Here is a 26486-nt window from a genome sequence, read left to right as displayed (position 1 = left end):
TATGGTCTCTTGATGTGCTGGATTTGATCGTGGTTGACACGATCCAAATCCCCCGAGCCGCCCCGGGAAGCGCCCGGTCCATTCTTCAGGCGCTTCCCCGGCGGCGGCAACTCCCCCGATCGCACTTCCCCGTGCGGTCGAGGTATCAACCGCGATCAGGCGGTTACTTCAAATCGATCGGCATTCATAACCTTGCTCCAGGCCGCCACAAAATCCGCCACGAACTTGTCCTTCGCGTCGTCGCAGGCATAGACCTCGGCAAGTGCCCGAAGTTGGGAGTTCGCGCCAAAGACAAGGTCCACTGCCGTGGCCGTCCACTTGAGTTCGCCGGTTTCCCGATCCCGACCCTCGTAGAAGTGCTCGCAACGGGCGGATTTCTTCCATTCGGTGCCCATATCAAGCAGGTTCACAAAGAATTCGTTCGTCAGCGTCTCCGGTGTGCTGGTGAGCACGCCCAGCGCGGATTGGCCGGTGTTGGTATTCAACGCCCGCATCCCGCCCACAAGCACCGTCATTTCCGGCGCGGTCAGGGTCAGAAGATGGGCCCGATCCAGCAGCAACTCCTCTGCAGGTCGCGTTAGACCTTGGGCGTAGTAGTTGCGAAAACCGTCCGCCTTCGGTTCAAGCACCGCAAAGGAATCCACGTCGGTTTGCTCCTGAGACGCGTCGGTGCGGCCCGGCCTGAAAGGAACTTCCACCTCGTGACCGGCTTTTCTCGCCGCCTGTTCGATCGCCGCGCAGCCGCCGAGCACGATCACATCGGCCAGAGAAACCTTTTTTCCGCCGGACTGGGCGTTGTTGAAGTCGCTACGCACCTGCTCCAGGACCTGCAGCACCATGCCAAGTTCGGCCGGATTGTTCACCGCCCAATCTTTCTGGGGCGCAAGACGAAGGCGCGCACCATTCGCCCCGCCGCGCTTGTCCGTGCCCCGGAAAGTCGCCGCCGATGCCCAGGCCGTGGAAACTAACTGGGCAATAGTCAGGCCCGAAGCAAGCAGACGGGCCTTCAAGCTTGTGATGTCCTGCGCGTTGATCAGCGGATGGTCGACCGCGGGTACCGGGTCCTGCCACAACTGCGGCTCGGGCACCCACGGCCCCAGGCATCGCGAGACGGGTCCCATGTCGCGATGGGTAAGTTTGTACCAGGCTTTGGCGAAAGCGTCCGCAAACTCGGCGGGGTTCTCGTGAAAATGCTTCGAGATCGGGCCATAGATCGGATCCATGCGCAGCGCCAGGTCCGTCGTAAACATCATGGGCGCGTGCTTCTTTGATGGATCATGAGCATCGGGCACCGTGGCGGCCGCGGCGGGATCGGTCGGTTTCCATTGCCACGCACCGGCCGGGCTCTTGACCAGGTCCCAGTCGTACCCGAAAAGCGTATCAAAGTAGCTGTTGTCCCACGTGGTCGGCGTGGGCGTCCACGCGCCTTCCAGACCACTCGTTATCGTGTCGCCCCCGTTGCCCGTGCCGTAACTGTTCGTCCAGCCCAGGCCCTGCTCCTCGAGACTCGCCCCCTCGGGCTCGGGACCCACATATTTCGAGGGATCGGCCGCCCCGTGAGCCTTGCCGAAGGTGTGGCCGCCCGCGATCAGCGCCACCGTCTCGTAATCATTCATCGCCATGCGCGCAAAGGTCTCGCGGATATCCCGGGCGGCGGCCGTCGCGCTCGGCTGGCCGTTGGGCCCCTCGGGATTCACGTAGATCAGGCCCATCTGAACGGCCGCCAGGGGATTCTCCAGCTCCCGGTCCCCGCTGTAACGCTGGTCCGCAAGCCATTCGCCCTCGGGGCCCCAGTAGATGTCCTCTTCCGGTTCCCACACATCTTCGCGACCGCCCGCGAAGCCGAAGGTCTTGAGGCCCATGGACTCCAGCGCGCAATGCCCGGCAAACACCATCAGATCGGCCCAGGATACGCTGCGCCCGTATTTCTGCTTCAGCGGCCACAGCAGGCGGCGCGCCTTGTCCAGGCTGGCATTGTCGGGCCAACTGTTCAGCGGCGCAAAGCGCTGCGTGCCCGAACCCGCACCGCCGCGGCCGTCACTGACACGATAGGTGCCGGCGCTGTGCCACGCCATGCGGATGAACAGCGGGCCATAGTGCCCGTAGTCCGCCGGCCACCAGGACTGCGAAGTCGTCATCAAGGCAAGCATGTCTTTCTTCAGCGCTTCCAGATCAACTTGCTTGAAGGCCTCCGCATAGTTGAACTGCTCCCCCATGGGATTACCCGCGGGAGGATTCTGGTGGAGCATCTTCAGGTTCAACTGATTCGGCCACCAGTGCTGGTTGGCCGTGGTCCCAATCGCGATGCGGGTCGTTGCGCCGGACATCACCGGGCATTTGCTGGGATTCTCAGACACGATAAGCCTCCTTGTGTTTGATTGGAACGGTTGCTTCTTCCGGCCGCTATACCGTGCTCTCTCAAGGCCGGTGTCGTGAGGTCAGCGTAGCACTTTCCTTTCGATTCGTCCAATCGATATTTCAAATTGTCATAATAGATTCTATCTATGATACGCTTGGCGCCTGCTCTGGAGAAATAAGCCCATGACCCTCCGCGATCTCGAATACTTCGTCGCACTCGCCGAAACACGCCACTTCGGCCAGGCCGCCGAACGCTGCCACGTCACCCAGCCCACCCTGAGCATGCAAATCGCCAAACTGGAGCAGGAACTGGGCACGCCCCTCTTCGAGCGTGGCAAGCGCCGCATCGGACTCACGGCGGCGGGCAAGCAAATCCTGGCCCGGGCCGGAAGTATTCTCGATGGCATTCACGAAATCCGCGAACTGGCCCGGGGCGCTGCGGGGGAACTGGCCGGGCCGCTCTATCTCGGCGTGATTCCCACCATCGGCCCCTATTTACTGCCCCACCTGCTGCCGGAACTGAAGGCCATCTACCCCGGCGTAAAGCTCTTTCTCCGCGAAGACATCACCCGGAATCTCGTGGAGCAACTCCAGCATTCCGCGTTGGACGCCGCCATCATGTCCCTTCCAATCGAGGCTTCCGACCTTGAGTGGGCCGTCTTTTTTCGTGAGGAATTTGTCGCCGGGTTACCGCTGAACCATCCACTGGCCCGTAAAAAGAGCCTGGCCGTTCAGGAGCTTGCGGATGATGCGATCCTGCTGCTGGAGGAGGGCAACTGTATGCGCGACCAGACCCTTCAATTGTGCCGGGGCACCCAGCCCTCCGATCCCGAAGGTTACCGCGCCTCCAGCATCGAATCGCTGCGCCAGATGGTCAGCGCGGGCATGGGCTGCACCTTCCTGCCGAAGCTGAGCACCATCGGTCCCTTCGCGGCGGCCTCGCCCATCGCCATTCGCCCCCTGCACTCCCCCACGCCACGGCGAGATATCGTCCTGGTCTATCGCAAGACCTACCCGAAGGCCGCGAGCCTGCGGGAACTCGCCACCGCGGTACAGAAGCGTATGAGCCGGTTGAACGTAGATTGATAGGACGGATTCGACCGACACAACCAATATTCAAAATCGGTCCTGTCCGTCCTATTCGTCCTGAGCGCAGCATTGTCAACGGCACCCCGATTTCCGCTACACTAATTCTATGGCATCAGTCCGCCACTGACAGAAAGGTTTGAGAGCACCGTGATTCGCATTGCTTCTATCGTCCTTGGCGCCGCGCTGTTGGCCCCCCTCGCGGCGGCTGCGCCGATCTCCTACGACCAGCAAATACGTCCGCTCCTCAGCGACAAATGCTTCCAGTGCCACGGTCCCGACGAGGCCGCACGCAAGGCCAAATTGCGCCTCGACGTCGCCGACGCCGGCCCCGACGCCCCGGTGGTCCTTGCCCCCGGCAAGCCGGAAGAGAGCGAACTCTTCAGGCGGATAACGACGACCAACCACGATGACCTCATGCCCCCCGTGGAGACCGGCAAGCCGCTTAACTCGGAAGAGATTGCCTTGATCCGCAAGTGGATTGAAGAGGGGGCGCACCGCACAAGCCACTGGGCCTTCGCCACGCCGGAGCGTGGCGCCGTGCCCGTCGCCAGCAGGCCGGAGTGGACGCGCAATCCCATCGACAATTTCATTCTCGCGCGCCTCGATCAGGAGGGCCTCGCGCCGTCGCCCGAAGCGGATCGAGAAACCCTGCTGCGGCGCTTGAGCCTCGATCTCATCGGCCTGCCACCCACATTGGAAGACATTGCCGCGCTGCGCGCCGATACATCACCCGACTGGTATGAGAAGCAGGTCGAGCGTCTTCTGGCATCGCCCCACTATGGCGAGCACTGGGCGCGCAACTGGATGGACGCCGCGCAGTACGCCGACTCCGACGGCTTCGAAAAAGACAAGCCCCGGCAGGTGTGGACCTGGCGCGACTGGGTGATTCGGGCCATGAACGAGGACATGCCCTACAACGAGTTTGTGCTTGAGCAGATAGCGGGCGATATGTTGCCTGACGCCACTCAGCCGCAGCGCGTGGCCACGGGTTTCCTGCGCAACAGCATGGTGAACGAAGAGGGGGGCATCCAGCCGGAACAATTCCGCATGGAGGCCATGTACAACCGTATGGATCTCGTGGGCCGCGCCGTCCTCGGGCTCACCGTGGCCTGCGCCCAGTGTCATTCCCACAAATACGACCCGCTGACCCAGACCGAGTACTACCAGATGTTCGCGTTCCTCAATAATTCCCACGAGGCGACCGCATCGGTGTATTCGTTTGACGACCTGGACCAGCGGTCGAGAATTCTCGACGTGATTCGCGACATCGAAGCGGGTATTAAGCGCGACCTTCCCGACTGGCGCGATCGCATCGCCGCATGGGAAGAAAAGGCCAAGGCGGAGCCCGAGCCCGCCTGGGAAGTTCTCGCCCTCGCCTTCGATGACAGCTCCGCGGGCGGCCAGAAGTGCCTGCTGCTGGAGGACGGCTCGTACCTCGCCCAGGGTTACGCCCCCACACGTTTCTGGCCCAAAATGACCACCACCACCGCCCTGACCACCATCACGGCCGTGCGCCTCGAAGTTATCGCCGATCCCAACCTGCCCCGGGGCGGCCCGGGACGCTCCATCCACGGCGGCCTCGCCCTCTCCGAAATGGAGATGCGCATCACGACGGGAAACACACCCATCGCGAACTATGACCAGTGGACGCCCGTGAAGTTCGCCTCCGCCATCGCCAGTGTGAATCCGCCCCAGCGCAAGCTTGGCGCTGAGTTCCCCGAGCGCGACAAGCCGGAGAAGCGCGTCACGGGTCCCATCGAGATGGCCATTGACGGCAACGGCGACACCGCCTGGACCACCGACATCGATCCGGGCCGTCGCAACCAGTCGCAGTACGCCATCTTCAAGCTGGAAACGCCGCTGGTCGTTCCCGCCGGGGCCACCCTCGCTTTCCGCATCGGCCAGCTCCACGGCGGCTGGAACAGCGACGACAACCAGACCAACAACATCGGCCGCTTCCGCATCGCCGTCACGGGCGACGCGACCCTCCCAGCGGAGGCCCTGCCGCTGCCGGTGAAAGCGGCCCTCGCCGACACGAATCGAAGCGAGGAAGAGATCAACACCCTCTTCAACCACTGGCGCACCACCGTGCCGGAGCTGGCCTGGACCAACCAGCGCATCGACGGCCTCTGGCAGGGCCACCCCCTCGGCGCGACCCAACTCGTGCTGGCGGAGCGCGACACCCCGCGCGAGACCCACCGCCTGGAGCGCGGCGATTTTCTCAGCCCCGCGGAGACGGTTCAGCCCGCCGTGCCCGCTTTCCTCCATCCGCTGAAGAGCGACGGCACGCCGGATCGCCTCGACTTCGCAAAATGGCTCGTGGCCCCCGAATCACCCACGACCGCCCGTGCCGCCGTCAACCGCGTGTGGGCGCGCCACTTCGGCGAAGGTATCGTCAGCACCACGGCCGACCTGGGTATGGCCGGCGACCCGCCCAGCCACCGAGAGCTCCTCGACTGGCTCGCTGTCGAGTTCATGGAAGGCGGCTGGAAGCTCAAAGATCTCCACCGCCTCATTGTGCATTCGGCCACCTATCGCCAGGCCTCGAACGTGTCGCCCGAACTGCTGGAGCGCGATCCCTACAACCGCCTCCTCGCCCGGGGCGCCCGCTTCCGCGTGGAAGGCGAAACCGTGCGCGACATCGCCCTGGCGGCCAGCGGCCTGCTCAATGAGCGCATCGGCGGACCCAGTGTCTATCCCCCCGCGCCCGAGTTCCTCTTCGTGCCCCCTGCGAGCTACGGCCCCAAGACGTGGAACACCGATACCGGCCCGGACGCCTACCGCCGCGCCCTCTACACCTTCCGCTTCCGCAGCGTGCCCTATCCAGCCTTGCAGGTCTTCGACGCCCCCGCAGGTGACGCCCCCTGCACGGCGCGCGAGCGGAGCAACAGCCCCCTCCAGGCCCTCACCGTGCTAAACGAACCGGTCTACTACGAGTCGGCCGTTCACCTCGCCGAACGCACCCTCGCCGAAGCCCCGGCGGATGATCGCGCCCGCATCGCCCAGGCCTTCCAGCGCTGCACCAGCCGCGAAGCCTCCCCCGAAGAGCTCGACGCCCTCGCGGCCTTCCTGCAAGAGCAGCGCAACCGCATCGGCAACGGCGAGCTCGACCCCGCCGCCATCCTCGCGCCCCTGAGCGGCAAGGTCAACGGCGACGCCAACGACCTCGCCGCCTGGGCCCTCACCGCGCGGGTGATCCTCAACCTGGACGAGACGATTATCCGGCAATAAGGGGAAGTACCGCGGTACACCTGAACCGTCACAATGTTGAATTCTAGGAATTTGTGCTATACTTATTCCACTCATAATAAGTGGAATAACTTATGCCACATTCACTCTCAGATTCCGAAATTCAACGCACTCTCAATCTGCTAAATGGACGACTCGCCCGCAACGGCGCGCCACCCACCGGCATCGTCGTGTGCGGCGGGGCAGCCCTGATCGTGCTCGGCCTGAACCAGCGCACGACCAACGATGTGGATATCGTGGCCCTGTCGGACGAGGCACGCACGCTATACGCGCCCGCTCCGCTCCCGGAGCACCTCCTTCAAGCCGCGATGGAAGTCGCCCTGACGTTGAAGTTACCTGCCGACTGGCTCAACAACGGCCCAAGCCGTGACGAAGGCGGCCTGTTTCAGATGGGCCTCCCCGAAGGCTTCGCAGCGAGGCTCCATCCCCGGAATTACGGATCTCACCTGACCGTGTACTTCATTGACCGCATTGACCAGATTCACTTCAAGCTCTATGCCGCCGTGGATCGTGGCGGCTATCACATCAGCGATCTGGAGTTGCTGCAACCGACGGACGATGAGTTGACTAGCGCGGCGCGCTGGGCCATGACCCACGACGTATCCCCAGGCTTCCGCGACCTGTTGAAAACCCTTTTGGAATCCCTCGGCCATGTCAACGCCGCTCAAGCAATTTAGAGATCAATACCGTGAGACGCTGCTCAACTTCCTCTGGCGCGAGTGGACCGCCCTCGGCGTCGCGGGCACCGACGCGACACCTCCGCGCCACGTCAGCGATCCCGAAGCCCTCCTCCTCTTCACCTGTACCCTTGGCCGCCACGACCAGCGCCTCTTCGACGAAGTCATGGACTGGCTCCTGAAGAACGGCCGCTTCATCAACATCCAGCGCCTCCGCAACATCCTCGCCAAAGAAGACTTCCGCGGCGGCCCCGTCCTCAGCGCCATCGCCGACTGGCTAACCACCCAGGGTGCCTCCAGCAAGTGGAAGCTACTCGCAAAGCGGCCGGCGAAGATCGATCCAACGCCACCTGTCGGCGTTCAGGAAAGGCAGCCCTCTACGAAGAAGCCTGAACCCGCCGACGAGTCTTCGAGTCATGCACCCAACAGCCGAGTACAAGAAGAACCCGAATTCGCTATCAACTATCCACTATCAACTATCAACTCCCTATTCTTTCTTCCCAACGGTCGCCCCATGCCGCCCTCGAAGAAGCAAGACCCGCTCTTTCTCCAGCACGGCTTCCAACGCAATCCCCTGATGCCCCGGGGCTACTCCCGGCCCTTCCCCGCCGACGCCCCCGCAGCGCGGCTACTCAAACTCCGCGCACTCTTCGGCGTCAACGCCCGCTGCGAGATCCTCGACTACCTCGCCCGCAACGGCACCGGCCACCCCCGCGAAATCGCCCGCGAACTTTACTACTCCCAGAAGTCCGTCCACGACACGATGGCCGATCTCGCCTGCTCCGGCGTGATCCAATCTTCGAAAGGCGCCCGCGAACGCATCTACCGCCTCAGCGTCGGCAACCTACCCTTCCTCGACCGCGACGCCAGCGAGATGGACTGGATCAACTGGCCCGTGCTCCTGTCGGCGGCGGAACGGGTCTGGCATTTGGTTGAAGAATTGAGCGCGGAAGATTTGGAACCGCGTGTGCTGGAATCGGAGATTGGTCTGGTGATGGGGCCGGTGTTTGAGAAGCTTAATCGTGCGCGATGGATGACTGCACTGGCGGGATCTCATTCATCCGGGGGCATCCTGCCCTTGGGGTACTTTCATTCCGCATTCAAAGCGCTGATGACGCGATAGTGGCCGGATCATGGACTGCCGTGGTCTCGCTATTCGGCCACCCTGAACGGCAGCGCTCGAACGATATCGCCACGTTTGTAATCCATCTCGACAATCTACCCCGACTCCGCCGCTCCCGTTGGCGACGCGGACTCCTGTTTGGTGAGCATTCCATACCTGCGTAACGCAGCCGTTACCGCGCGAATAGCCAGATAGACTATCAGCCCTGCCCCAGCGAGGAGCCATTGCTTCAAATAGACGTCTAGAAAATAGAGCCGTTTCCGGTCGGGGTCCAGAAACAACTCACAATAGAGATACGTCGCACTCGCTATCATCAGGACCACGGTGCCGTAGAGGATGAGCCATGTCGCAAGCGAACGCTTGCGCGACAAGCACAACAGCGCCAGCGGCACCAGAAACGGGACCCCAAGCTCCATACCCTGATGCACCGAGCGCGATAGATTCGCCCCGCCTGAATGGTAAAGGTGCGCCGCGAAATTCTGGAGCACCCCCAGCGCGATGAGGGCGAGCAATACCCCGCCTGCGATTCTCGACATCATAGTTCCTGTCTCCACTGATCGCCAGTATCTTGCACTGAAGATACACCCCAATACCTGGTGGCCTACGGATTTCGCGCCTCAATCATTCGAACGACCTCTTTTGCCAAGACACTTCGCAGATATTTCACGTTACCCCTCTTTTTTGCTTCCTTGTATCACTTCATACTCAACGCACTACCGTCGGTTCCAAGAACTCGGCATGATCATACGATCTTTCTTTTGCCAGAGAAGCCCTGAACGGGAATCCTCATGGAACATAAGCCTCAGCCTCAATTGACGGTCTTTCCCTTTTCGGGAATCTGTACCGACATTATGCGTTCATCCGACATCCAATCCGCCGTGTCCGCGAGCACCTTAAGACGCTCACCAGATAGCCTTCCACCATCAACCAACCTGGCTTCAGCATTGTATGCACTGATGTCGATATAGTCATAGGATGGTGCAAAGCCTTCGGCGACACAGGTGTATGAGTACCGAATATTCTCCCCCACTTGCGCGAAGATTGCACAGAGCCCCTCGCGGGCCGATTGCTCTTTCAGAGCAACGTGGATCGCCCTCTCTTCAAGGAATAGGGGAGGGGGTAGCCTCATCAGCGTTGGCGCAAGGAACCGAATAATCAACGGCCGCCCCTTGTCCGGTTGAACATCCTTCGCCCGATTCACGGCGAGCGCCAGCGCACACAGGGCTTCCCACATGGACGAAGCGTCTATTTCCACACTGACGATAGTATCCAACAATGTCCCATGCCCGTCCACCGTACTGTCGGGACGCAGCAGCGGAACACCGTGAATCTCCTGGAAAATCCAACGTCCGCCAGAGACCGTCGTCAGCCGCACGATCACCTCGCCAAATTTCTCACCCTCGACAATCGCAAATGGTTCCAGAGGAACCGCCAATGGGTCTGCCCCGGCGCACTGCTCACGCAGGGGCTCGATCGCCAGTTCCACGTGAAAGCAATCCTCCACTACACTTTTTATTTCGTGGAGATCTACGGGTGTCTCCAATTTGGCGCCGGTGTGCGCCTGGCGTTCCAAGAGCGACACTTTGGATCTCACCCAGGCATCCTCAGAGCGCTCCAATGGATCGGACTCCGCAGGCCGGATCTCAGCAGCGAAGCCTGCCCGTGCGACCGCCATTGTTATCAGCATAGCCGTTACAATTGTGGTTTTATGTGTCATATAGAATCGCTCCATAGGATAGCAGGGCGGAGGATATCCGGGTGTCTAGAAGCTGGGGTCGCCGGTCCCTTGGACACCGCTTTTCTTCACGAACACCTCCCTTTTCGCGAGCTGTGTATTGTAGACGACCTTGAAGTGGATGGAATGGGTTGCAAACCACGGCCCTTGATTGTTCGTGCTCGGACAGCCCTTTACTCGCATCCGCTGTGTCAGCCGAAACACTTCATTGGATTGAATTTGATCCCAAGGTGCAGCATCTGGATTGAAACCGTGGGAATCATACTTGTGATTCGGCGGGGCTCCGTTCAATTCTTGTCGATAGTTGTTGCTGTCGATCAACCAATCGCTATCCCAACTATTCTGAAAACCTTCCTTCTGCTGCTGAGTCAACGTCATGCTGCAACCGCTCGTATCCATTTCAGCGATCAAAAAGTCCTCATTAATGACAAGACCGGCGAAGCTGTATGTCGGGTTGGAGCTCGATGAAACTTGATGCCAGTACATATCCCCCCAATGAGGGCTCTGCGTATAGTGATCGTGCCAGATAGTGGACTCGGCATCGGGTAGTACGACGGGCAAGAACACCGCCGTTGCGGTCGTATTCTCGTAGAGCGTGAAATCACCGCTATGGCCTCCGTGGTTCGTTTGCCCATCCAAGTCCTCATTGTTGCTCTCCCAGTGGTCAAAAGCATAACCACTCGGGCAAGTCACTCTAAACCGCAAATCAACGCCGGTACCGCTGGTAAAGGTACCGCTCGCGGTACTGCCCCACGCCGTTTCGGTGGGCGCCAGGATCTGCACTTCACAGGTGCTGTCGCCGCCGCTCGTGTTCACCGTGACCGTGTAGCTCGGCGGCGGGGGCGGAGGTTGGGTAGCCTCCGCCTCATGGAGTCCAAATAGGCCACCGGCCAGGAGGAGCGCAGCAAGCAACGCCGTCAACACCGAAGCACCACCAACTAATAATACGGGCATTTTCTTCGCACGAGACATGATGTGTAACCCCCTCAGTTTGCCGCTACGCCAGCATCGCCGGCACCAGGTTCCTCAATCGAATTGATGGTCTCTTCAACTTCGCCGGCGAGCGCCGATCCGGGCGCGCGATTCGCCAGCCGCCGGAGAAGGGCCTGGGCTTCTTCCCCTTTGCCGAGCTCCGCGAGCCGCGCCGCGCTCTGGCGCACATGGTGCATCAACTCTTCGTAATTGTTGCGCTCCGGCACGAGGGGCAAGTCCTGAAGGTCCAGCAGGGCGCCAGTGTCCTCCAGCAGCGTGGCCGCATCACCGCTCTTACGGGCAAGCAGGAGGCGCAGGGTCCGCGCGCGGAAGGCCACGCGGGGATCGGCGTTGCGCGCGATGGCCGCCGTTGCCGCATCGCGCACCCGAGCGCCCGCCCGGTTCGTGTCGAGATCGGCGAGGATACTCAGTGCCGCGTATTGCTCCATCCATCCCGGCGCGTTCGCCGCCGCCGCCGCCAGGGTATCGGCCAGGGCGGCATCATCGCGCGCCCCGCCCCTCGCTTCAAGATTGTTGTACACCGCCGCGCCGATGGCGTCTGCCCGCAGGCGCTGGCTGTGGGCGCGGAGTTCATCCTTCTGATTTGCCGCGTTGAAGAGCAGATCAAGGCCATCGGGGCCAAACTGTTCCGCGCGGTAGAGGGGGAGGCGCTGGGCCTCCAGGGCCAGTTCCGTGTCGGGAAACTCCTTCACGATGCGATCCCGCGCGGTCTGCGCCCAGCCGGTATCATAGAGAAAATAGGGGCTGGACATGGTGAAGAGCGCCCCGAGGCGGACCACCTGATTGTCGCTCCGGGTGAGGCGGTAGAGATCCTGCACGCAGCGCTCGGCCTCGTCCACGGTGATCCCCGCATCGTCCGAATAGCGCATGAGCGTGGCCAGGAGCAGATCCATGAGGTGGCCGGTTTCGTCAAGCGATTGCGTGAAGAATACCTTGCGCTCTCCCGGTTGCATAAGGTACTCCGTGTCGAAGAGGAGGGCCTGCACCACGCCGACGGCGCCCAGCGCCAGGTCAGGGCGATCCGGCGGGATCTCCCTGAGCGATTTCAGCAGCAGATCCGCCGCCTCCAGCCGCTGGCCCGTTCCAATCAGGGCCACGGCGTCGAGCCGCGCCTCATCGAGGGATTCGGGAGAATTGCTTGCCGCCCAGGCCGCCTGCCCCACGCCGATGAGCCCCAAGGCTACTACCACGAAACACTTCCAATTTGCGCTTTTCATACCACCTAGCCTCCTGTTGGTTGGTTGAAAGAACGCCTCCAGCATAGATCAGCCCCCCTTCGTTGTCAAGAAATTTAGTTCTACATCGTCCTAGCGCACTCGAATTTCATATAAAAATACGCAACTCCAGATTAACCTCAGCAAACCGCATGAGGCTCGCCGGGAAATTCCCATTTCGGGACACCCTATTCTCAATTTGGAACATTCGTCCGCCATTTGCACCCATCCCTCCTCTCCGCTACACTGAACCCTTCAGCGCAGTGATTCCACACGCACGAAAGGGTTTAACCGCCGTGTCTTGCCGTACCTTCATGTTTATTGCCGTCCTCGCACCGCTGACCTCCGCGTCGGCACTGGAGCCGGTCTCCTATGACCGCCAGATCCGGCCCATCCTGAGCAACAACTGCTTCGAGTGTCATGGGCCGGATGAAGCGTCGCGCAAGGGAGAGTTGCGGCTGGATGTGGAGGTGGCGGATTCCAAGGCCATCGTGCCGGGCAAGCCGGAGGAGAGCGAGATTCTCCAGCGCATCACGAGCGCGGACCCGGAGGAGCGGATGCCGCCCGCACCGGATCATGACGCCCTTTCCACCGAAGACACCGAACTGATCCGCGCGTGGATCGCGCAAGGTGCGAAGCGCACGGCCCACTGGGCCTTTCAGACGCCGCAGCGTCCGGAGATTCCCGCCGTTTCGAATCCCGCGTGGGTGCGCAATCCCATCGACGCCTTTGTGCTGGCGCGGCTGGATCGCGAGGGCCTGGCGCCGTCACCGGAGGCGGATCGCATTACCTTGCTGCGTCGCTTGAGCCTGGATCTCACGGGCCTTCCGCCGACGCTGGAAGAGATCGACCGCGTGAGCGCGGACACGTCCGAAGACTGGTATGACGCGCTGGTGGAGCGGCTGCTCGCCTCGCCGCACTATGGCGAGCACTGGGCGCGGCACTGGCTCGACGCCGCGCAGTATGCCGACTCGGACGGCTTCGAGAAGGACGCGCGGCGGCAGGTGTGGGCCTGGCGCGACTGGGTCATCCGCGCGATCAACGCGGACAAGCCCTACGACGAGTTTGTGGTGGAACAGATCGCGGGGGATCGCCTGCCGAATGCGACGCAGGATCAGCGCGTGGCCACGGGCTTCCTGCGCAACAGCATGATCAACGAGGAGGGCGGCATCGATCCGGAGCAGTTCCGCATGGAGGCCCTGTTCAACCGCATGGACCTCGTGGGGCGCGGCGTGCTGGGGCTGACCGTGGCCTGCGCCCAGTGCCACACGCACAAATACGACCCGCTGACCCACACCGAGTATTACCAGATGCTCGCTTTCTTGAACGATGCTCACGAGGCGAACATCCCCGTGTATTCCGACAAGGAGAATGCCCAGCGCGAGACGCTGATGTCTCTCATTTCGGAAGTCGAAGCGGAGATCAAGGCGGAGAACACCGACTGGCCGGAGCGCATGGCAAAGTGGGAGGAGGAATTGAAAAAGGAGCCGGAGCCCGCGTGGGAAACGCTGACCCTCGCGTTTGACGACAACTCCACGGGCGGCCAGAAGTTCCTACCGCAGGAAGACGGCTCCTACCTGGGCCAGGGCTTCTCGCCGACAAATACCTCACCCAAGATGAGCGGAACGACCAACCTCCAGAAGATCACGGCCCTGCGCATCGAGTTCATGAATGATCCCAACCTGCCCCGGGGCGGTCCGGGCCGCAACCGCGCAGGCGGCTTCGCCCTCTCGGAGGTGAGCTTCCGCAGCACGGCCGAGGGTCTGCCGACGAAAGATTTCGACAAGTGGACCCTCTCGCCCATCGCTTCGGCGTTGGCGGACCTGAATCCGCCCCAGCGGGTGCTCGGGCCGGAGTTTCCCCACAAGGAAAAGCTGGTTCGCTACACGGGGCCGATTGAACTGGCCATCGACGGCAGACCGGAGACCGCATGGACCTGCGACATCGATCCGGGACGGCGCAACCAGGCGCGCGAGGCCATCTTCAAGCTCGCCGAGCCCCTGACCGTAACGCCCGGCATGGTTCTCGGCCTGATGCCCCAGCAGAGCCACGGCGGCTGGAACAACAACGACAAGCAGACGAATAACATGGGGCGCTTCCGCGTCAGCGTCACCGATGCGGATGCCCTGCCCACGCGCGCGATACCCGCCGGGATCAAGGCCATCCTCGCCACGCCCCGCGAAACACGCACCGAGGCCCAGCAGGCCGCCCTTTTCAGTTACTGGCGCGAGGGCGTGCCCGAGTTCCACGGGGCGAACAGTCGCATCGAGGGCCTGTGGCTGGCCCACCCCGAGGGCGCATCGCAACTCGTGCTCCAGCCCCGCGAAACCAATCGGGTAACCCACCGCCTGGAGCGCGGCGACTTCCTGAGCCCTGCCGAGGAGGTCAGCCCCGCCACGCCCGCCTTCCTCCATGCGTATGATCAGGACACCCGCGATCGCCTCGGCTTCGCGCGCTGGCTTGTATCGCCCAAGGCCTCCACCACCGCCCGGGCCTATGTGAACCGTGCATGGCAGCGCTACTTCGGCAAGGGCCTCGCCACGACCACGGGCGATCTGGGCATGCAGGGCGACCCGCCCAGCCACCCGGAGCTCATCGACTGGCTCGCGGTGGAATTCATGGAGCGCGGCTGGCGCATGAAAGATCTGCACCGGCTCATCGTGTCCTCCGCGGCCTACCGCCAGCAGTCCATCGCCACGCCGGAATTGCTGGAGCGCGATCCCTACAATCGCCTCATGGCGCGGGGCTCCCGCTTCCGCGTGGAGGGCGAGACCGTTCGCGACATCACCCTGGCGGCGAGCGGTCTGCTCAATCCGTCCGTTGGCGGACCCAGCGTGTATCCGCCCGCACCCGACTTCCTCTTCCTGCCGCCCGCGAGCTATGGGCCCAAGACCTGGGCCTACGACACCGGCGCGGACAAATACCGCCGCGCCATGTACACCTTCCGCTTCCGCAGCGTGCCCTTTCCCGCGCTCCAGGTCTTCGACACGCCCTCGGGCGAGTCGCCCTGCACCGCCCGCGAACGGAGCAACAGTCCCTTGCAGGCATTGACCACGCTGAACGAGCCCCTCTTCTTCGAGACGGCGGTGAAGCTCGCGCAGTACTCCATGGCCGAAGGCGGTGGCACGGATCGCGAGCGTCTCGCCTTCGCCTTCCGCCGCTGCGTCACCCGCGCACCGGAGGCGGACGAGTTGGATGCGCTGGAGACCTACCTCGCCCAGCAGCGCGCCCGCCTTAGCGCGGGCGAACTCGACCCCAAGGCGATCCTCGGCGAGGGGGCTTCGAGCGACCTGGCGGCGTGGACCCTGGCCGCGCGGGTGATCTTGAATCTCGACGAAACGATTGTGCGCCAGTGAAGGGACGTACCGCCGGACGCGTACTACGAGGTGTAAGAGAGCCACGGCCACCATCGCAATTTCAACGAGAACAGCGCCCCACAGCGCGGCGGCATGTCCCTTGGGATGTAAGGTCACGACATGAAAGTCGAAGTCGTGAGGTGGGAGCGACTCTTTGTTCGAGTCAGCCCTTAATCCCACTGGGACAGGCCCGCGCCCTGACGTCGAGCACGACGGATCGCGACTCACCCGATTGTCCGGGAAGCCCCGCGCTGTTGAAGTGAACCGGCGCGGGTCCGTCCCCGGAAAGCGTGACAATCCGCCGAAAATGGCGTAGAATCATCCCATACGCAGGCAGTAGCAAAAGGAGTTAGCTTCCCATGGCAAGAAACTGCAATCACAGCCTCCCCGCCGCCGGGCCCCATGTGGCCCGCCGCTGGTTTCTGCAACAATGCGGCGTGGGCCTCGGCGCGGCCGCGCTGGGCAGCCTCCTTGGACCCGATATGGCGTCCGCCGCCACAGAGAGCCCCCTCGCCGCGAAGAAGCCCCATTTCCCGGCCAGGGCGAAAAACGTCATTTTCCTGTTCATGGCCGGTGCGCCGAGCCAGTTTGAGCTGATGGACTACAAGCCCGATCTCGTGAAGTTCGACGGCACCCTGCCGCCCGCGGAGCTGTTGAAGAATTACCGCGCAGCCTTCATTAATCCCAATTCCCGACTTCTCGGGCCGCGCTTCGAATTCAAGCAATACGGCCAGGCGGGCGCGTGGGTCTCCGAGCTCATGCCCCACTTCCAGACCATCGTGGACGACGTCACCATCGTAAAGAGCATGTCCACCGACGCCTTCAACCATGCCCCGGCGCAGCTCCTGATGAACACGGGTTCCCAGCAGTTTGGCCGACCCAGCATCGGCGCGTGGGCGAGCTATGGCCTCGGCAGCGAAAACCAGAACCTGCCCGCCTTCATTGTTTTCAGCTCCGGCTCGAAAGGGCCGAGCGGCGGCTCGGGCAACTGGGGCAGCGGCTTCCTCCCCACGGTGCACGAGGGCGTCCTCTTCCGCACCAGCGGCGATCCCGTGCTGTACCTGTCGAACCCGCCCGGCGTGGACGACCGGGCCCAGCGCGACACGCTGAACACGCTCAATGCGCTCAACGGACGCCGCCTCGACATCATGGGCGATCCCGATATCGCCACGCGCATCAATTCCTACGAGCTCGCCTTCCGCATGCAGAAGAGCGCGCCCGAGTTGATGGACGTGGCCAACGAACCCCAGCACATCCTCGACATGTACGGCGCGAAGCCGGGCGAACCCTCCTTTGCGAACAACTGCCTCCTCGCCCGGCGCATGGTCGAGCGGGGCGTGCGCTTCGTGCAACTGTTCCACGAGGCCTGGGACCAGCACGGCGACCTGCGCAACGGCTTGAAGAAAAACTGCAAAGATACGGACCAGGCCTGCGCCGCCCTCGTGAAAGATTTGAAGGCCCGCGGGCTCCTGGAAGACACCATGGTCATCTGGGGCGGCGAGTTCGGCCGCACGCCCATGGTCCAGGGCGACGGCGACGACGGCCGGGATCACCACCCGAACGCCTTCACCATGTGGATGGCCGGCGGCGGATTCAAGCCCGGCGCGGTCTATGGCGAGAGCGACGGCCTCGGCTTCAACGTGGGCAGCAACAGGGTACACGTCCGCGATCTCCACGCCACAATCTTGAACCAGCTCGGCTTCGACCACGAACGCTTCACCTACCGCTTCCAGGGCCTCGACGCGCGACTTACGGGGGTCGAGGAAGCGCACGTGGTGCGGGATATATTGGTGTAGGGGGGACTGACACGGACACAAGTCGTCGATAGCTGCACTGTCATGACCCAATCAGGCCAGACCATGCTCGTGCGAAATGCACGCCAACATCCGTGGCTGTCCTGCGACCGGGGCGAGACAGCCACGGATGTTGTGGCGGGTTGTGCGTTCAGTGGCTAGCTTTGTTGGCGTCTCGCGGACGACGCGTACCAACGATTCGAATCCGTGTCAGTCCCTACAGCCCGTTCTCCGTCCGGTCCCGTGCGATGACTTCTACTATCGCCTCTCTATATAACGGGGCCGCGATCGCATAGTCGCGACGGACGGAAATCGGGCCCAGCAGGCGTTCGGATTCCGCCCCGCTTACGATAATACCGCAGAGCTCACCCTTCCTGTTTATAAGCGCCGAGCCGCTGTCGCCGGGAAGGGCCGGCATGTCCGTGTAGATAAAGGTCCCTTCCACCTCACGCCGGGAGGTCACATATTGTCCCTCTATCTCGCGCAGGTATTTGCCGGCCGCGGCCTGGCCCACCCAAACGTTACCTCCGAAGACCTCGTCGCCTTTCGTCAGTGGTTCGTCGGCCAGACGCAGGTAGCGTGGCGTCTTGATATCCACATGGAGCACGGCCAAATCCGATCCATATCGCTCTACGAGGCGGCACCGGGCGCTGCGGGCATAGGTGTGGGTCTCGTCCGAGGTGAAATAGATGACGTACGTATCGGTATAATCCAAGACGTGGCTCGCCGTCAGAAAATAGCCGTCATTGGAGACGGGAACACAGGCCCCCGCACCGCCGAGTGCCTCCGTTTGGATATTCAATTCCAGATCAATTCCCCTATCACGCCGGGTTTCTTGTCGTTCTTCGAATTGCGCCAGAAACTCGTCCTCGTCCAAGCCGTCACCGGACAACAGCACTCCGGAGTGAATCGCGAGGAAAGTCGTCGGGGCGATGCCCCGCACGTCGGTGTCGCTCCCGGGTGCCTCCGGGAATGGGACGATGGCCTGAATCGATTCCGGCCCGTAGTCCGCCAGCGACGCAGCCTTTCGCTCCATCGTTTTCGTTTCGAGCCGTTGGCGTCCCGCGCAGCCTGCCACGCACAGTACGATAAGAAGAATGGATGCCGCTTGTTTCATTGTTTTCTCCCTCACCGTTGTTTGCTTGCCTATCGCAACATTAGACGATAGATTCTGGGGTATTGTTAGCCGGTTGACTTGCACTGCGTGCGATGAGTCTACCATGTAGAGTCCCCAGGCGTCATTCCCGCGCGGGTGGCGCGGGAGACTTTCGCGTATCGAGGAGGCACGTCGGGTGGCATTGCCGGCATTGCCAATATGTGTTAAAATCTGGACATGATCGAACCCAAGACAGCCGAAGATTTTCTGCCAATGCTTTCGACGCTATCGAGCCATGAGCGCGTGCGGCTGGTTCGTCTGCTTGTCCAGCAGACTACATCCAGTGATGCGGAAGCCTATGCATTGATGCCACCTGGAGAAGATGAATTCTCTTCAGACGAAGAACCACTTGCGTGGGAAGCGGAAGGCTGGGAGGAATTCTATTGAGGCGGGGCGAAATTCGTTGGTACACATTTCGCCTGCCGGACAAGAAGCGTCCGGTGCTCATTCTGACCCGTGGAGATATAATTGGCCGGGTTAACGAGTTGATTGTCGTTCCGGCGACACGAACTATCCGGGGCATTCCTAGCGAAGTATTCCTCGGGCCGAATGAGGGAATGCAGTCCCCCTGTGTATTGAATTTCGACCACGTGTCACTGGCGCAGCGAGGCCGACTGGGAAGTATGCTTTGCGAGTTGCCCGAAGCGAAATGGCCAGAAGTCCGATTGGCTCTTCTTTCTGCCTGCGGATTTTCAGCTTGACCAATTCCGTGTTCCGCTCCGGACTCATCCGGTACGCTCTCGAGCATTCATTGCCCTTTTGATCCCCAGCCGACACCCCATTGACCCGCCCCATCCTGTAGCGCTAGAGTAGTCCTCCGACACCATTTTAATGCCAATCAATCCGCCCGGAGGAGCTTTTCCATGCGTACGCTTTGCATAGCCTGTATCGCCCTCGCGATCTCCCTCGTCGCGCCCGCCCAGGATATGGAAGGCAGCCACGACCACCCCGCCGTCACGCGCTATCCCGGCTCCGTGATCCAGTGGTACACCTCAGAGAATCATCGGGCCTACAAAGTGCCGACCGGCCCCGCCACGGGCTATCGGCTCATCGGCGATTGTATCAACACGGAAGGCCGCCTCACCCGCATCTACTATGCGCTCGAAGGCGGAAAGCGGACCCACGGCGAGGTCTATCGCAACTACATGAAGGCCCTCCGCGAGGCCGGCTTCGAGATTCTCGCATCCGGACTGCATGAGAAGAACAGTCGTGGCCCCGAAGTGGGCACCCGCAACTGGCAGGAAATCTTCTTCTCCGCCAACCCCTGGGAGAATGACGGCGCCGCCAACAACATGCTGAGCGGCTCTTCCACGGCGGGAGGAAGCGGCTCCATCATCGCAAAGAAAGAGCGCGCGGACAATACGCTCTATGTCGCCGTGTCCGTTTATCATTTCAGCAACGACAATGTGAGCACGCTCGTCGATGTGCTGGAAACCGGCGAGGCGGAGACCGGCCTCATCGTGGCGGATGCCGCGGCCATCGGCAAGGGCATCAAAGAGTTTGGTCGCGTCGTGCTGGACGGCATCCTCTTCGATACGGGCAAGGCCACGTTGAAAGCGGAGTCGGCGGCGGCCTTGAAGGAGATTTCGGCATACTTGAAGGCCCACCCGGAGCGGCAGTTTTATGTCGTGGGCCACACGGATTCCGAGGGCACGCTGGAAGACAATCAGACCCTCTCTGTGAATCGCGCGAAGGCCGTCGTGGAGGCGCTGGTGAAGAACTACGGCATTGAACCCGAGCGCCTGGAGGGCCACGGTGTGGGGCCCCTGGTTCCCGTGTTTACCAATGCCACCGAAGGCGGCCGCGAGCAGAATCGTCGCGTGGAACTGGTGGAACGTTGAGTGGTGAGGCAACAGGGGGTTGGACATTCCTGTCCGACACACGGCACACTTCAGACCTGAGCGGTACGACGCTTGTGCAGCGCGCATCGAGTAAATCCAGAAGTGTCACGCTTGGCGGAGGCCAGTTTTCCGAGTAAAATCGAAGGGCGCTATAGAACATACAGCCCGCTTTGTGTCGGACAAGAATGTCCAACCTCCTTTGGCTCCGCGAGCGATAGGCATAATCCCATCAAGGCAGAAAGTAACCCATGAAAAAGATACTCATTGCATACACCCTGGCCGTGCTCTTCATTTCTGCCGCCCATGCGGAGGAACTGGTTTCGCTACTCCACGACGATTTCACCGCCTATCCCGCCGGCGCCTTTTCCTCCGAAGTGGGCGCGCACCTGGAATATCACTATCTCCCCGAGGCCGCCGCGAAGGGCAACTGGGCCGTGTCCACCTTTCGCTCCAGCATCCCCAACCAGCGCGCGTGGCGCATCGTGGAGGTGGGCGGCAAGCGCGCCATGCACCAGACCTACAAGAACTCCTTCAAGCAGAGCCACCCCATGCTGGTGACGGGCGACATCGCCTGGGGCGATTACAGTGTCGCGGTGGAGATGGCGCCCCAGACCACGGAGAAGATCGCGGGGGTCGCTTTTCGTTATCAAAACGACCGGTGCTACTACTTCGCGGGTGTTAAGGACGACAAGGCCATCCTCATGCGCGCGAACCACGAGGTGGCGGTGCACCAGTTGGATGAACAGATCCTGGCGGAGGCCCCGTTGAAGCGCGAAGCGGGCGAAACCATCCCTGTGGTTGTTTTCGCGGAGGGCAACCGCATTCGGGCCACCATTAAGGGAGTTGACCTGGCCGCGGAGGATGACACCTACAAGACCGGCAAAGTCGCCATCCTCTCCGACAATCCGACGCTCTTCCACGCCGTGGACGTGAAAGCCTCCGACGCCGAGGCCGCGCGGATTAAAGAAGCCATCGCCGCCCGCGAAGCGGAAGAAAAGGCGCTGCAGGATGCGAACCCGTCCCTTCAATTCGTGAAGAAGATCGACCTGAAAGATTTCGGCATGGCGCGCAGTATCCGCTTCGGCGATCTCGACGGGGACGCCACACCCGACTTTCTCCTGGGCCAGATCGTTCACCACGGCCCGAAAGATCGCAACAGCGAATTGAGCTGTCTCACGGCCATGACCTTCGAGGGCAAGCAACTCTGGCAGGTGGGCGAGCCGGACCCCTGGAAAAACACCCTGACCAACGACGTGGCCTTCCAGATCCACGATCTCGACGGCGACGGAAAGAATGAAGTTATCTATGTCATGAACATGGAGATCATCGTGGCCGATGGCGCCACCGGCGAAACGAAATACAAAGCGCTCACACCCGACACGCCTGAAAATACAAAGGCGGAGCACGCCAAATTTCCGCGCATCCTCGGCGACAGCCTCTACTTCTGCGACTTGCGCGGCACCGGGCGCGATGCGGACATCATCATCAAGGATCGCTACCTCAGCTTCTGGGCGCTGAACGACAAGTTGGAAGTCCTATGGAGCGCCCAGTGCAACACGGGCCACTACCCCTACGCCTACGACGTGGACGGCGACGGAAAAGACGAGCTCCAGATGGGCTACACCCTCTTCAACAGCGACGGCTCCGTGCGCTGGACCGTGGAGGACAAAATCACGGACCACGCCGACGGCGTCGCCATTCTCCCCTTCCTCCCCGGCGGCGAGCCGCGTCTGCTCTGCGCCGCAAGCGACGAGGGCATGTTCTTCGCCGACATGAAGGGCAACATCACCGAACACTACTTCCTCGGCCATGTGCAGAACCCCGCCATTGCCGATTTTCGCCCCGATCTGCCTGGCCTCGAAGCCGTGTCGATCAACTTCTGGGGCAATCAGGGTATTGTGAACTACTTTGACGCGCACAATCAGCGCATTCACGAGTTCGAGCCCGCCCAGCATGGCAGCATGTGCCTCCCCATCAACTGGACGGGCGAACCCGGCGAGTTCTGGATCCTCTCGGCCAACGTGGAAGAGGGCGGCATGTACGACGGCTGGGGCCGCCGCGTCGTGCGCTTTCCCGCCGATGGTCACCCGGATATGTGCAACGCGGTCCTCAACATCATGGGCGATGAACGGGAAGAAGTGGTCGTCTGGGATCCCGCCGAGTTGTGGGTCTACACCCAGAGCGACAGCCCGAAAAAGCTGGCTTTCATCTCGGACAAGAACCCGCTTTACAACTACTCGAATTACCAGACCACGGTGTCGATTCCGAGATAGTGAATCCCGCACTCCACAAACTCATCCGGGCTACGCCTTCTCTTTTCGGGTTCATCCGGTTAAAGCGTACATACCGTCAGGGAGAGCGCAGGATTCCAGGACTGAAACTTTTGACCACGAATGGACACGAATTTACACGAATAAGGCGGACCATTGACGCGGTTCGAGGCCGCGTGAAATATTGTGGACTCACGCGTGGTTCGAGAGAAGGCGGAAAGGAATCTAACCTCAAAGCACTCAAATAGAACGATCATAAGTCCTCTTTTGCGCCGATTGAGTTCTTTGAGGTTGACGTACCTCTTTATTTCTTGGAGATCCGATTGCGATCCTGAGAAGACGTCCATTTCATGAGTTGAATCCCGGTTTCCTATTCGTGTGGATTCGTGTCCATTCGTGGTTCAGATCTTCCGAATACAGCAAGCAACGTATCGATGAATCTGCCGGTAACGCCGAAATGTACGCTCGAACCGGATGAGCCTCTTTTCCTAACCGGAATCACAGCGCGGCCACTTACTCAACCGGCTCAAAGAGCAGCAATTCCGAATCCGCCATGGCGGGCAGGCGCACGGGTATGCCCTCGTGCATCAACTGGCTTCCCGATAATTCCGCCGTGGTGCCGTCGCGATCAAAACCCACGCGATAGGTCGCGCCGGGGTCGAGTCCCCGCGCGCGGAACTGAAAGCTTTCCGGCCCCTCCGGTGCGATGCGCACGAAGGTGGCCCAGCCCCGGGATCGATCCGGCGCGGCGAACTCCAGCGCAAACCAAGCGCCATCGTCCACGCTTGCCGTGTCGGTAATGGGTGCGTGGTGGAAGACCAGCGCATCCTTTAACACCGGGCGCACCAGGCGCTGATAGATCGCTGCATAATGGAGAAACTTGTCCCGCCGCTGCGGGGTCAATTCGTCCACGTTGCGCGCCACCATACCGGTAAAGATTTGGGGCGTGCAGAGGGTATAGGAAAGTCGCAGGGCCGTGTCGAAGTTCTCCGGATAACCGGGACTCAGGTGCCCGTTCGCTCCGAAGAGCCCCACGATGGCCTCGGGCGGGAAGGCCAGGAGCTGGCCCGCAAAGCTCATGGGCATGCGGGGCAGCCAGTTGCCGTCGGTGAGGTACAACTGGTGGAAGACTTCCGAAAGGCCCATATCGTTGCGCGCGCCGCCGCCCGCCGCCTGCTGCAGAATGAGGTCGGGATACGCGGCGCGGAGCTCGTTGAATATCCGATAGAAATTCTCGTAATAGCGCCAGTAGTTGTTCTCGGGCAGGCCCTGTTGCACCGTATGGATGCTGTTCCACACCACTTCCGGGTTGTAGTCGATCCGAAGCAGATCGAGTTCGTATTGCTCGATCAATCGCACACACTCGCTCGTTACCCACGCGGCACATTCCGGGATGCCCAGATTGAATTGATCTTTCGGACCGAGCCACGCGGGGTGCTCCCGGGCCATGCGGCTCTCGCGCACGTTGCCTCGACCGCCTTCGGGTTCGATGTACAGCCCGAAGCCCATGCCGAGTTCCCTTGCCCGCTTCACCAGCGGCTCCAGGCCATTGGGGAAACGCTCGGGTGAAGGCACCCAGTCTCCCGTAATGTCCCACCAGTAGGCATCGAGAATAAAGAGCTCGACGCCTGTTTCGTGGGCCAGCTCGATGCTCGCCAGGGCCCCGGCTTCGTCCAGCGGCATGTAATAGCCAAAATCGCCCGGCAACACAAACTGGATCCGGTCCGCGCCCGCGGGGGGCCGGGGTATGGCCGACTGGCGCAGGTGGCTGTGCATGGCCTGGACCGCTTCGTTCAGATCGCCGCTCAGGTGCCCCAGATGGATCGCGGGCGAAGTCACCGTTTCACCCGGCGCGATAATCCGGGCGGGCGCTTCGGCATAGGGACCAAACTCAAACGTGGTGATCCCGCGCAGGTCGTTCACAAACTGAAGCCGCCAGTTCGCGGGCCAGGAGAGGTGAGCGATGAACATCTCCCCCGTCGTTGCTCCGCGCAGCACGAAAAATGGCGCATCGTGCCCCTGCCCTTTCAGGCTGAAATACTGCGAATCCCACCTCGGCAGCGGTTGCCATTGAAACCAGCCCTCTTTGCCGTGGTTGTCCGCCGTGAAGCGCCCGAGCTCAAACTGTTCCCCGCGCGAAAGACGCCCGGCCCAGGGCGACACCCAGGAAAGGGGCTGGGCCGCATCGGACTCGTTTGTGATGCGCAGCCAGCGCCTCATCACCGGGGTACCGTCCAATGCCGTGTGTACATCGACACGGAGGCGCATCCCGGCGTGGCGCAGCGACAAGACCCCCTCAACCGAACCGTTGTTCCCCTTGGTCTGGGAAAACCCCGCATAGGCCCAACCCGTGTCCAGGCGTTGGTAGCCAATGTCCAGCGCAAAGGCCGGGCTCTCCCAAACCTCATTGGACATATTGAGCCGTCCGTCGCCCGAGCGAAAGTCGACATTCAGGCGTCCGTCGCGAAGGGTTTCCACGTAGAGCATCTCACCGGCCGTATAACGCAGGCTGGGCCCGGCGTCATCGTCTATCCGGATCTCGGCACGCTCGCCCGACACGGCGACGACGCCCGACACAAAAAACAGCGAAATCAGCCAAATAAATCGAAAAAAGGAACACGGATGCATGGATGGAACTCCTCTCTCGCTTCGTACTCCCGGAAAAATCCGCGGATTCGCCCGGTCGAATTCTAGTCGCCCACCGCCGGAACCGTCAATGCTGAAAAAGCGCTCGTGGCCGCTCCTGCGGGCCCGCCGCGGGGCCAGTGCGCGCGTCCGGCTTGCGCTTCGCGCCCCCTATCTGCTTCAATAGAAGGCCAGTGCGTCACGCGGCTCCCTTCTCGAACCGCGACGCTGGTTCTCACCAGCAATGGTCTTATCAGGACCGGATTTCAGCAGATTCCGGACAGAGCTGTACAATCACCATGGAAAAACTTATCCCCCACATGCGACACCGCCTCATCTCCGGCATTGTCGTCCTTATTCCCGCAGTCATCAGCTTCATGGTGTTGAAGCTCGTTTACAACCTTACCGTCGGTATCGTTACCAACGCCGTACGCCCCCTCTTCCCGGGTATGCCAACGTCCGGCGTCGTGCTCATCTCCGTATTGACGCTCATACTCCTCCTCTACGTCGTCGGCGTCCTGGCAACCAACATGCTCGGCCGCCAGTTGATCCACTTCGTGGAGCGCCTCATCGCCCGTGTCCCCCTCATCGATTCCATCTATTCCACGGCAAAGCAAATCGTGGAAATGTTCCGCACCCAGCCCGGCGTCTCCCGGCGAACCGTGGTCATCGTGCCTTTCCCCCACCCGGAAACCCGGGCCATGGGCTTCAAAACCGGCGAGATTGTCGTGGAAGGCGGGCGCAGGATGGCCACCGTTTTCATCCCCACCACGCCCAATCCGACCACCGGCTTCCTCCAGGTTTTTCCCGTGGACGTCGTCCACGAACTCGATGTCGACGCCGATGAAGCCGTTCAGTTCATCATGTCCGGTGGCATCCTGAAGCCACCCGGTCTGGCCGAGAGCATCGACCTGTAGCCGCCCTTGAGGCGGTCGCCTCCCGGCGGCTATAGTGAAACGGCGCAAGCGCGGTATCGTGCCCGTCGCTAAACCCTGGCAAGGCGTCTC

The 26486-nt window shown here is 61.6% G+C and carries 18 protein-coding genes; 11 read left to right on the top strand and 7 right to left on the bottom strand.

Annotated elements, in window-relative coordinates; all coding sequences use genetic code 11:
• Positions 1-155: 155 nt before the first annotated feature.
• A complete protein-coding gene (gene katG / locus JNK74_05370) occupies positions 156-2327 on the bottom strand; it encodes a catalase/peroxidase HPI (GenBank protein ID MBL7645604.1) in 2172 nt (723 codons plus the stop codon).
• 214 nt (positions 2328-2541) lie between these two features.
• Here katG and JNK74_05365 point away from each other — a divergent pair, with 214 nt between their 5' ends.
• The 4 genes from JNK74_05365 to JNK74_05350 all read left to right on the top strand — a co-directional run bounded on the left by JNK74_05365 (position 2542) and on the right by JNK74_05350 (position 8496).
• Positions 2542-3444: a LysR family transcriptional regulator gene (locus JNK74_05365; protein MBL7645603.1), complete on the top strand. Its 903-nt coding sequence runs from the start codon at positions 2542-2544 to the stop codon at positions 3442-3444.
• Positions 3445-3570: 126 nt separating this feature from the next.
• Complete coding sequence (locus JNK74_05360) at positions 3571-6678, top strand: PSD1 domain-containing protein (protein MBL7645602.1); 3108 nt, start codon at positions 3571-3573, stop codon at positions 6676-6678.
• 92 nt (positions 6679-6770) lie between these two features.
• On the top strand, positions 6771-7373 hold the full coding sequence (locus JNK74_05355; protein MBL7645601.1) for a hypothetical protein: 603 nt from the start codon (positions 6771-6773) through the stop codon (positions 7371-7373).
• Positions 7348-8496, top strand: a complete 1149-nt coding sequence (locus JNK74_05350; GenBank protein ID MBL7645600.1) for a hypothetical protein — start codon at positions 7348-7350, stop codon at positions 8494-8496. The genes JNK74_05355 and JNK74_05350 overlap by 26 nt, the downstream gene beginning before the upstream one ends.
• A 95-nt stretch (positions 8497-8591) precedes the next feature.
• Here the strand turns inward: JNK74_05350 and JNK74_05345 are convergent, their stop codons facing one another.
• The 4 genes from JNK74_05345 to JNK74_05330 form a co-directional block, all read right to left on the bottom strand.
• Positions 8592-9035 carry a hypothetical protein gene (locus JNK74_05345; protein MBL7645599.1) on the bottom strand — a complete coding sequence of 148 codons (444 nt, stop codon included), beginning with the start codon at positions 9033-9035 and terminating at the stop codon, positions 8592-8594.
• Positions 9036-9304: 269 nt separating this feature from the next.
• On the bottom strand, positions 9305-10213 hold the full coding sequence (locus JNK74_05340; GenBank protein ID MBL7645598.1) for a hypothetical protein: 909 nt from the start codon (positions 10211-10213) through the stop codon (positions 9305-9307).
• A 45-nt stretch (positions 10214-10258) separates the two neighbouring features.
• Complete coding sequence (locus JNK74_05335; protein ID MBL7645597.1) at positions 10259-11203, bottom strand: hypothetical protein; 945 nt, start codon at positions 11201-11203, stop codon at positions 10259-10261.
• Positions 11204-11217: 14 nt separating this feature from the next.
• Positions 11218-12414, bottom strand: coding sequence for a hypothetical protein (locus JNK74_05330; GenBank protein MBL7645596.1), 1197 nt, complete (start codon positions 12412-12414; stop codon positions 11218-11220).
• Between the two features lie 338 nt (positions 12415-12752).
• Between JNK74_05330 and JNK74_05325 the strand changes: the two genes are divergently transcribed.
• Together JNK74_05325 and JNK74_05320 are read left to right on the top strand one after the other, a co-directional pair.
• The gene (locus JNK74_05325; protein ID MBL7645595.1) at positions 12753-15794 is read left to right on the top strand and encodes a PSD1 domain-containing protein; all 3042 of its coding nucleotides are present in this window, start codon (positions 12753-12755) and stop codon (positions 15792-15794) included.
• 359 nt (positions 15795-16153) lie between these two features.
• Positions 16154-17590, top strand: a complete 1437-nt coding sequence (locus JNK74_05320) for a DUF1501 domain-containing protein (GenBank protein ID MBL7645594.1) — start codon at positions 16154-16156, stop codon at positions 17588-17590.
• Between the two features lie 214 nt (positions 17591-17804).
• Here JNK74_05320 and JNK74_05315 read toward each other — a convergent pair whose 3' ends face one another.
• Complete coding sequence (locus tag JNK74_05315; protein ID MBL7645593.1) at positions 17805-18704, bottom strand: trypsin-like peptidase domain-containing protein; 900 nt, start codon at positions 18702-18704, stop codon at positions 17805-17807.
• Between the two features lie 216 nt (positions 18705-18920).
• Here JNK74_05315 and JNK74_05310 point away from each other — a divergent pair, with 216 nt between their 5' ends.
• The 4 genes from JNK74_05310 to JNK74_05295 all read left to right on the top strand — a co-directional run bounded on the left by JNK74_05310 (position 18921) and on the right by JNK74_05295 (position 22857).
• Positions 18921-19130 (top strand): hypothetical protein, encoded by a 210-nt coding sequence (locus JNK74_05310; GenBank protein MBL7645592.1) that lies wholly within the window; start codon positions 18921-18923, stop codon positions 19128-19130.
• Positions 19127-19444 carry a type II toxin-antitoxin system PemK/MazF family toxin gene (locus tag JNK74_05305; protein MBL7645591.1) on the top strand — a complete coding sequence of 106 codons (318 nt, stop codon included), beginning with the start codon at positions 19127-19129 and terminating at the stop codon, positions 19442-19444. The genes JNK74_05310 and JNK74_05305 overlap by 4 nt, the downstream gene beginning before the upstream one ends.
• Before the next feature lie 162 nt (positions 19445-19606).
• Positions 19607-20584: an OmpA family protein gene (locus tag JNK74_05300; protein MBL7645590.1), complete on the top strand. Its 978-nt coding sequence runs from the start codon at positions 19607-19609 to the stop codon at positions 20582-20584.
• 248 nt (positions 20585-20832) lie between these two features.
• Positions 20833-22857, top strand: coding sequence for a hypothetical protein (locus JNK74_05295; GenBank protein ID MBL7645589.1), 2025 nt, complete (start codon positions 20833-20835; stop codon positions 22855-22857).
• Between the two features lie 510 nt (positions 22858-23367).
• On the opposite strand, the gene JNK74_05290 is transcribed toward JNK74_05295, so the two are convergent.
• Entirely contained in the window at positions 23368-25482 is a 2115-nt protein-coding gene (locus JNK74_05290; protein MBL7645588.1) for an alpha-galactosidase, read from the bottom strand.
• Between the two features lie 296 nt (positions 25483-25778).
• Here JNK74_05290 and JNK74_05285 point away from each other — a divergent pair, with 296 nt between their 5' ends.
• Positions 25779-26396 carry a DUF502 domain-containing protein gene (locus JNK74_05285; protein MBL7645587.1) on the top strand — a complete coding sequence of 206 codons (618 nt, stop codon included), beginning with the start codon at positions 25779-25781 and terminating at the stop codon, positions 26394-26396.
• Positions 26397-26486 lie beyond the last annotated feature (90 nt).

This window comes from Candidatus Hydrogenedentota bacterium, assembly GCA_016791475.1.
GTDB lineage: Bacteria > Hydrogenedentota > Hydrogenedentia > Hydrogenedentales > JAEUWI01 > JAEUWI01.
This window is presented reverse-complemented; position numbering and strand designations above follow the sequence as displayed.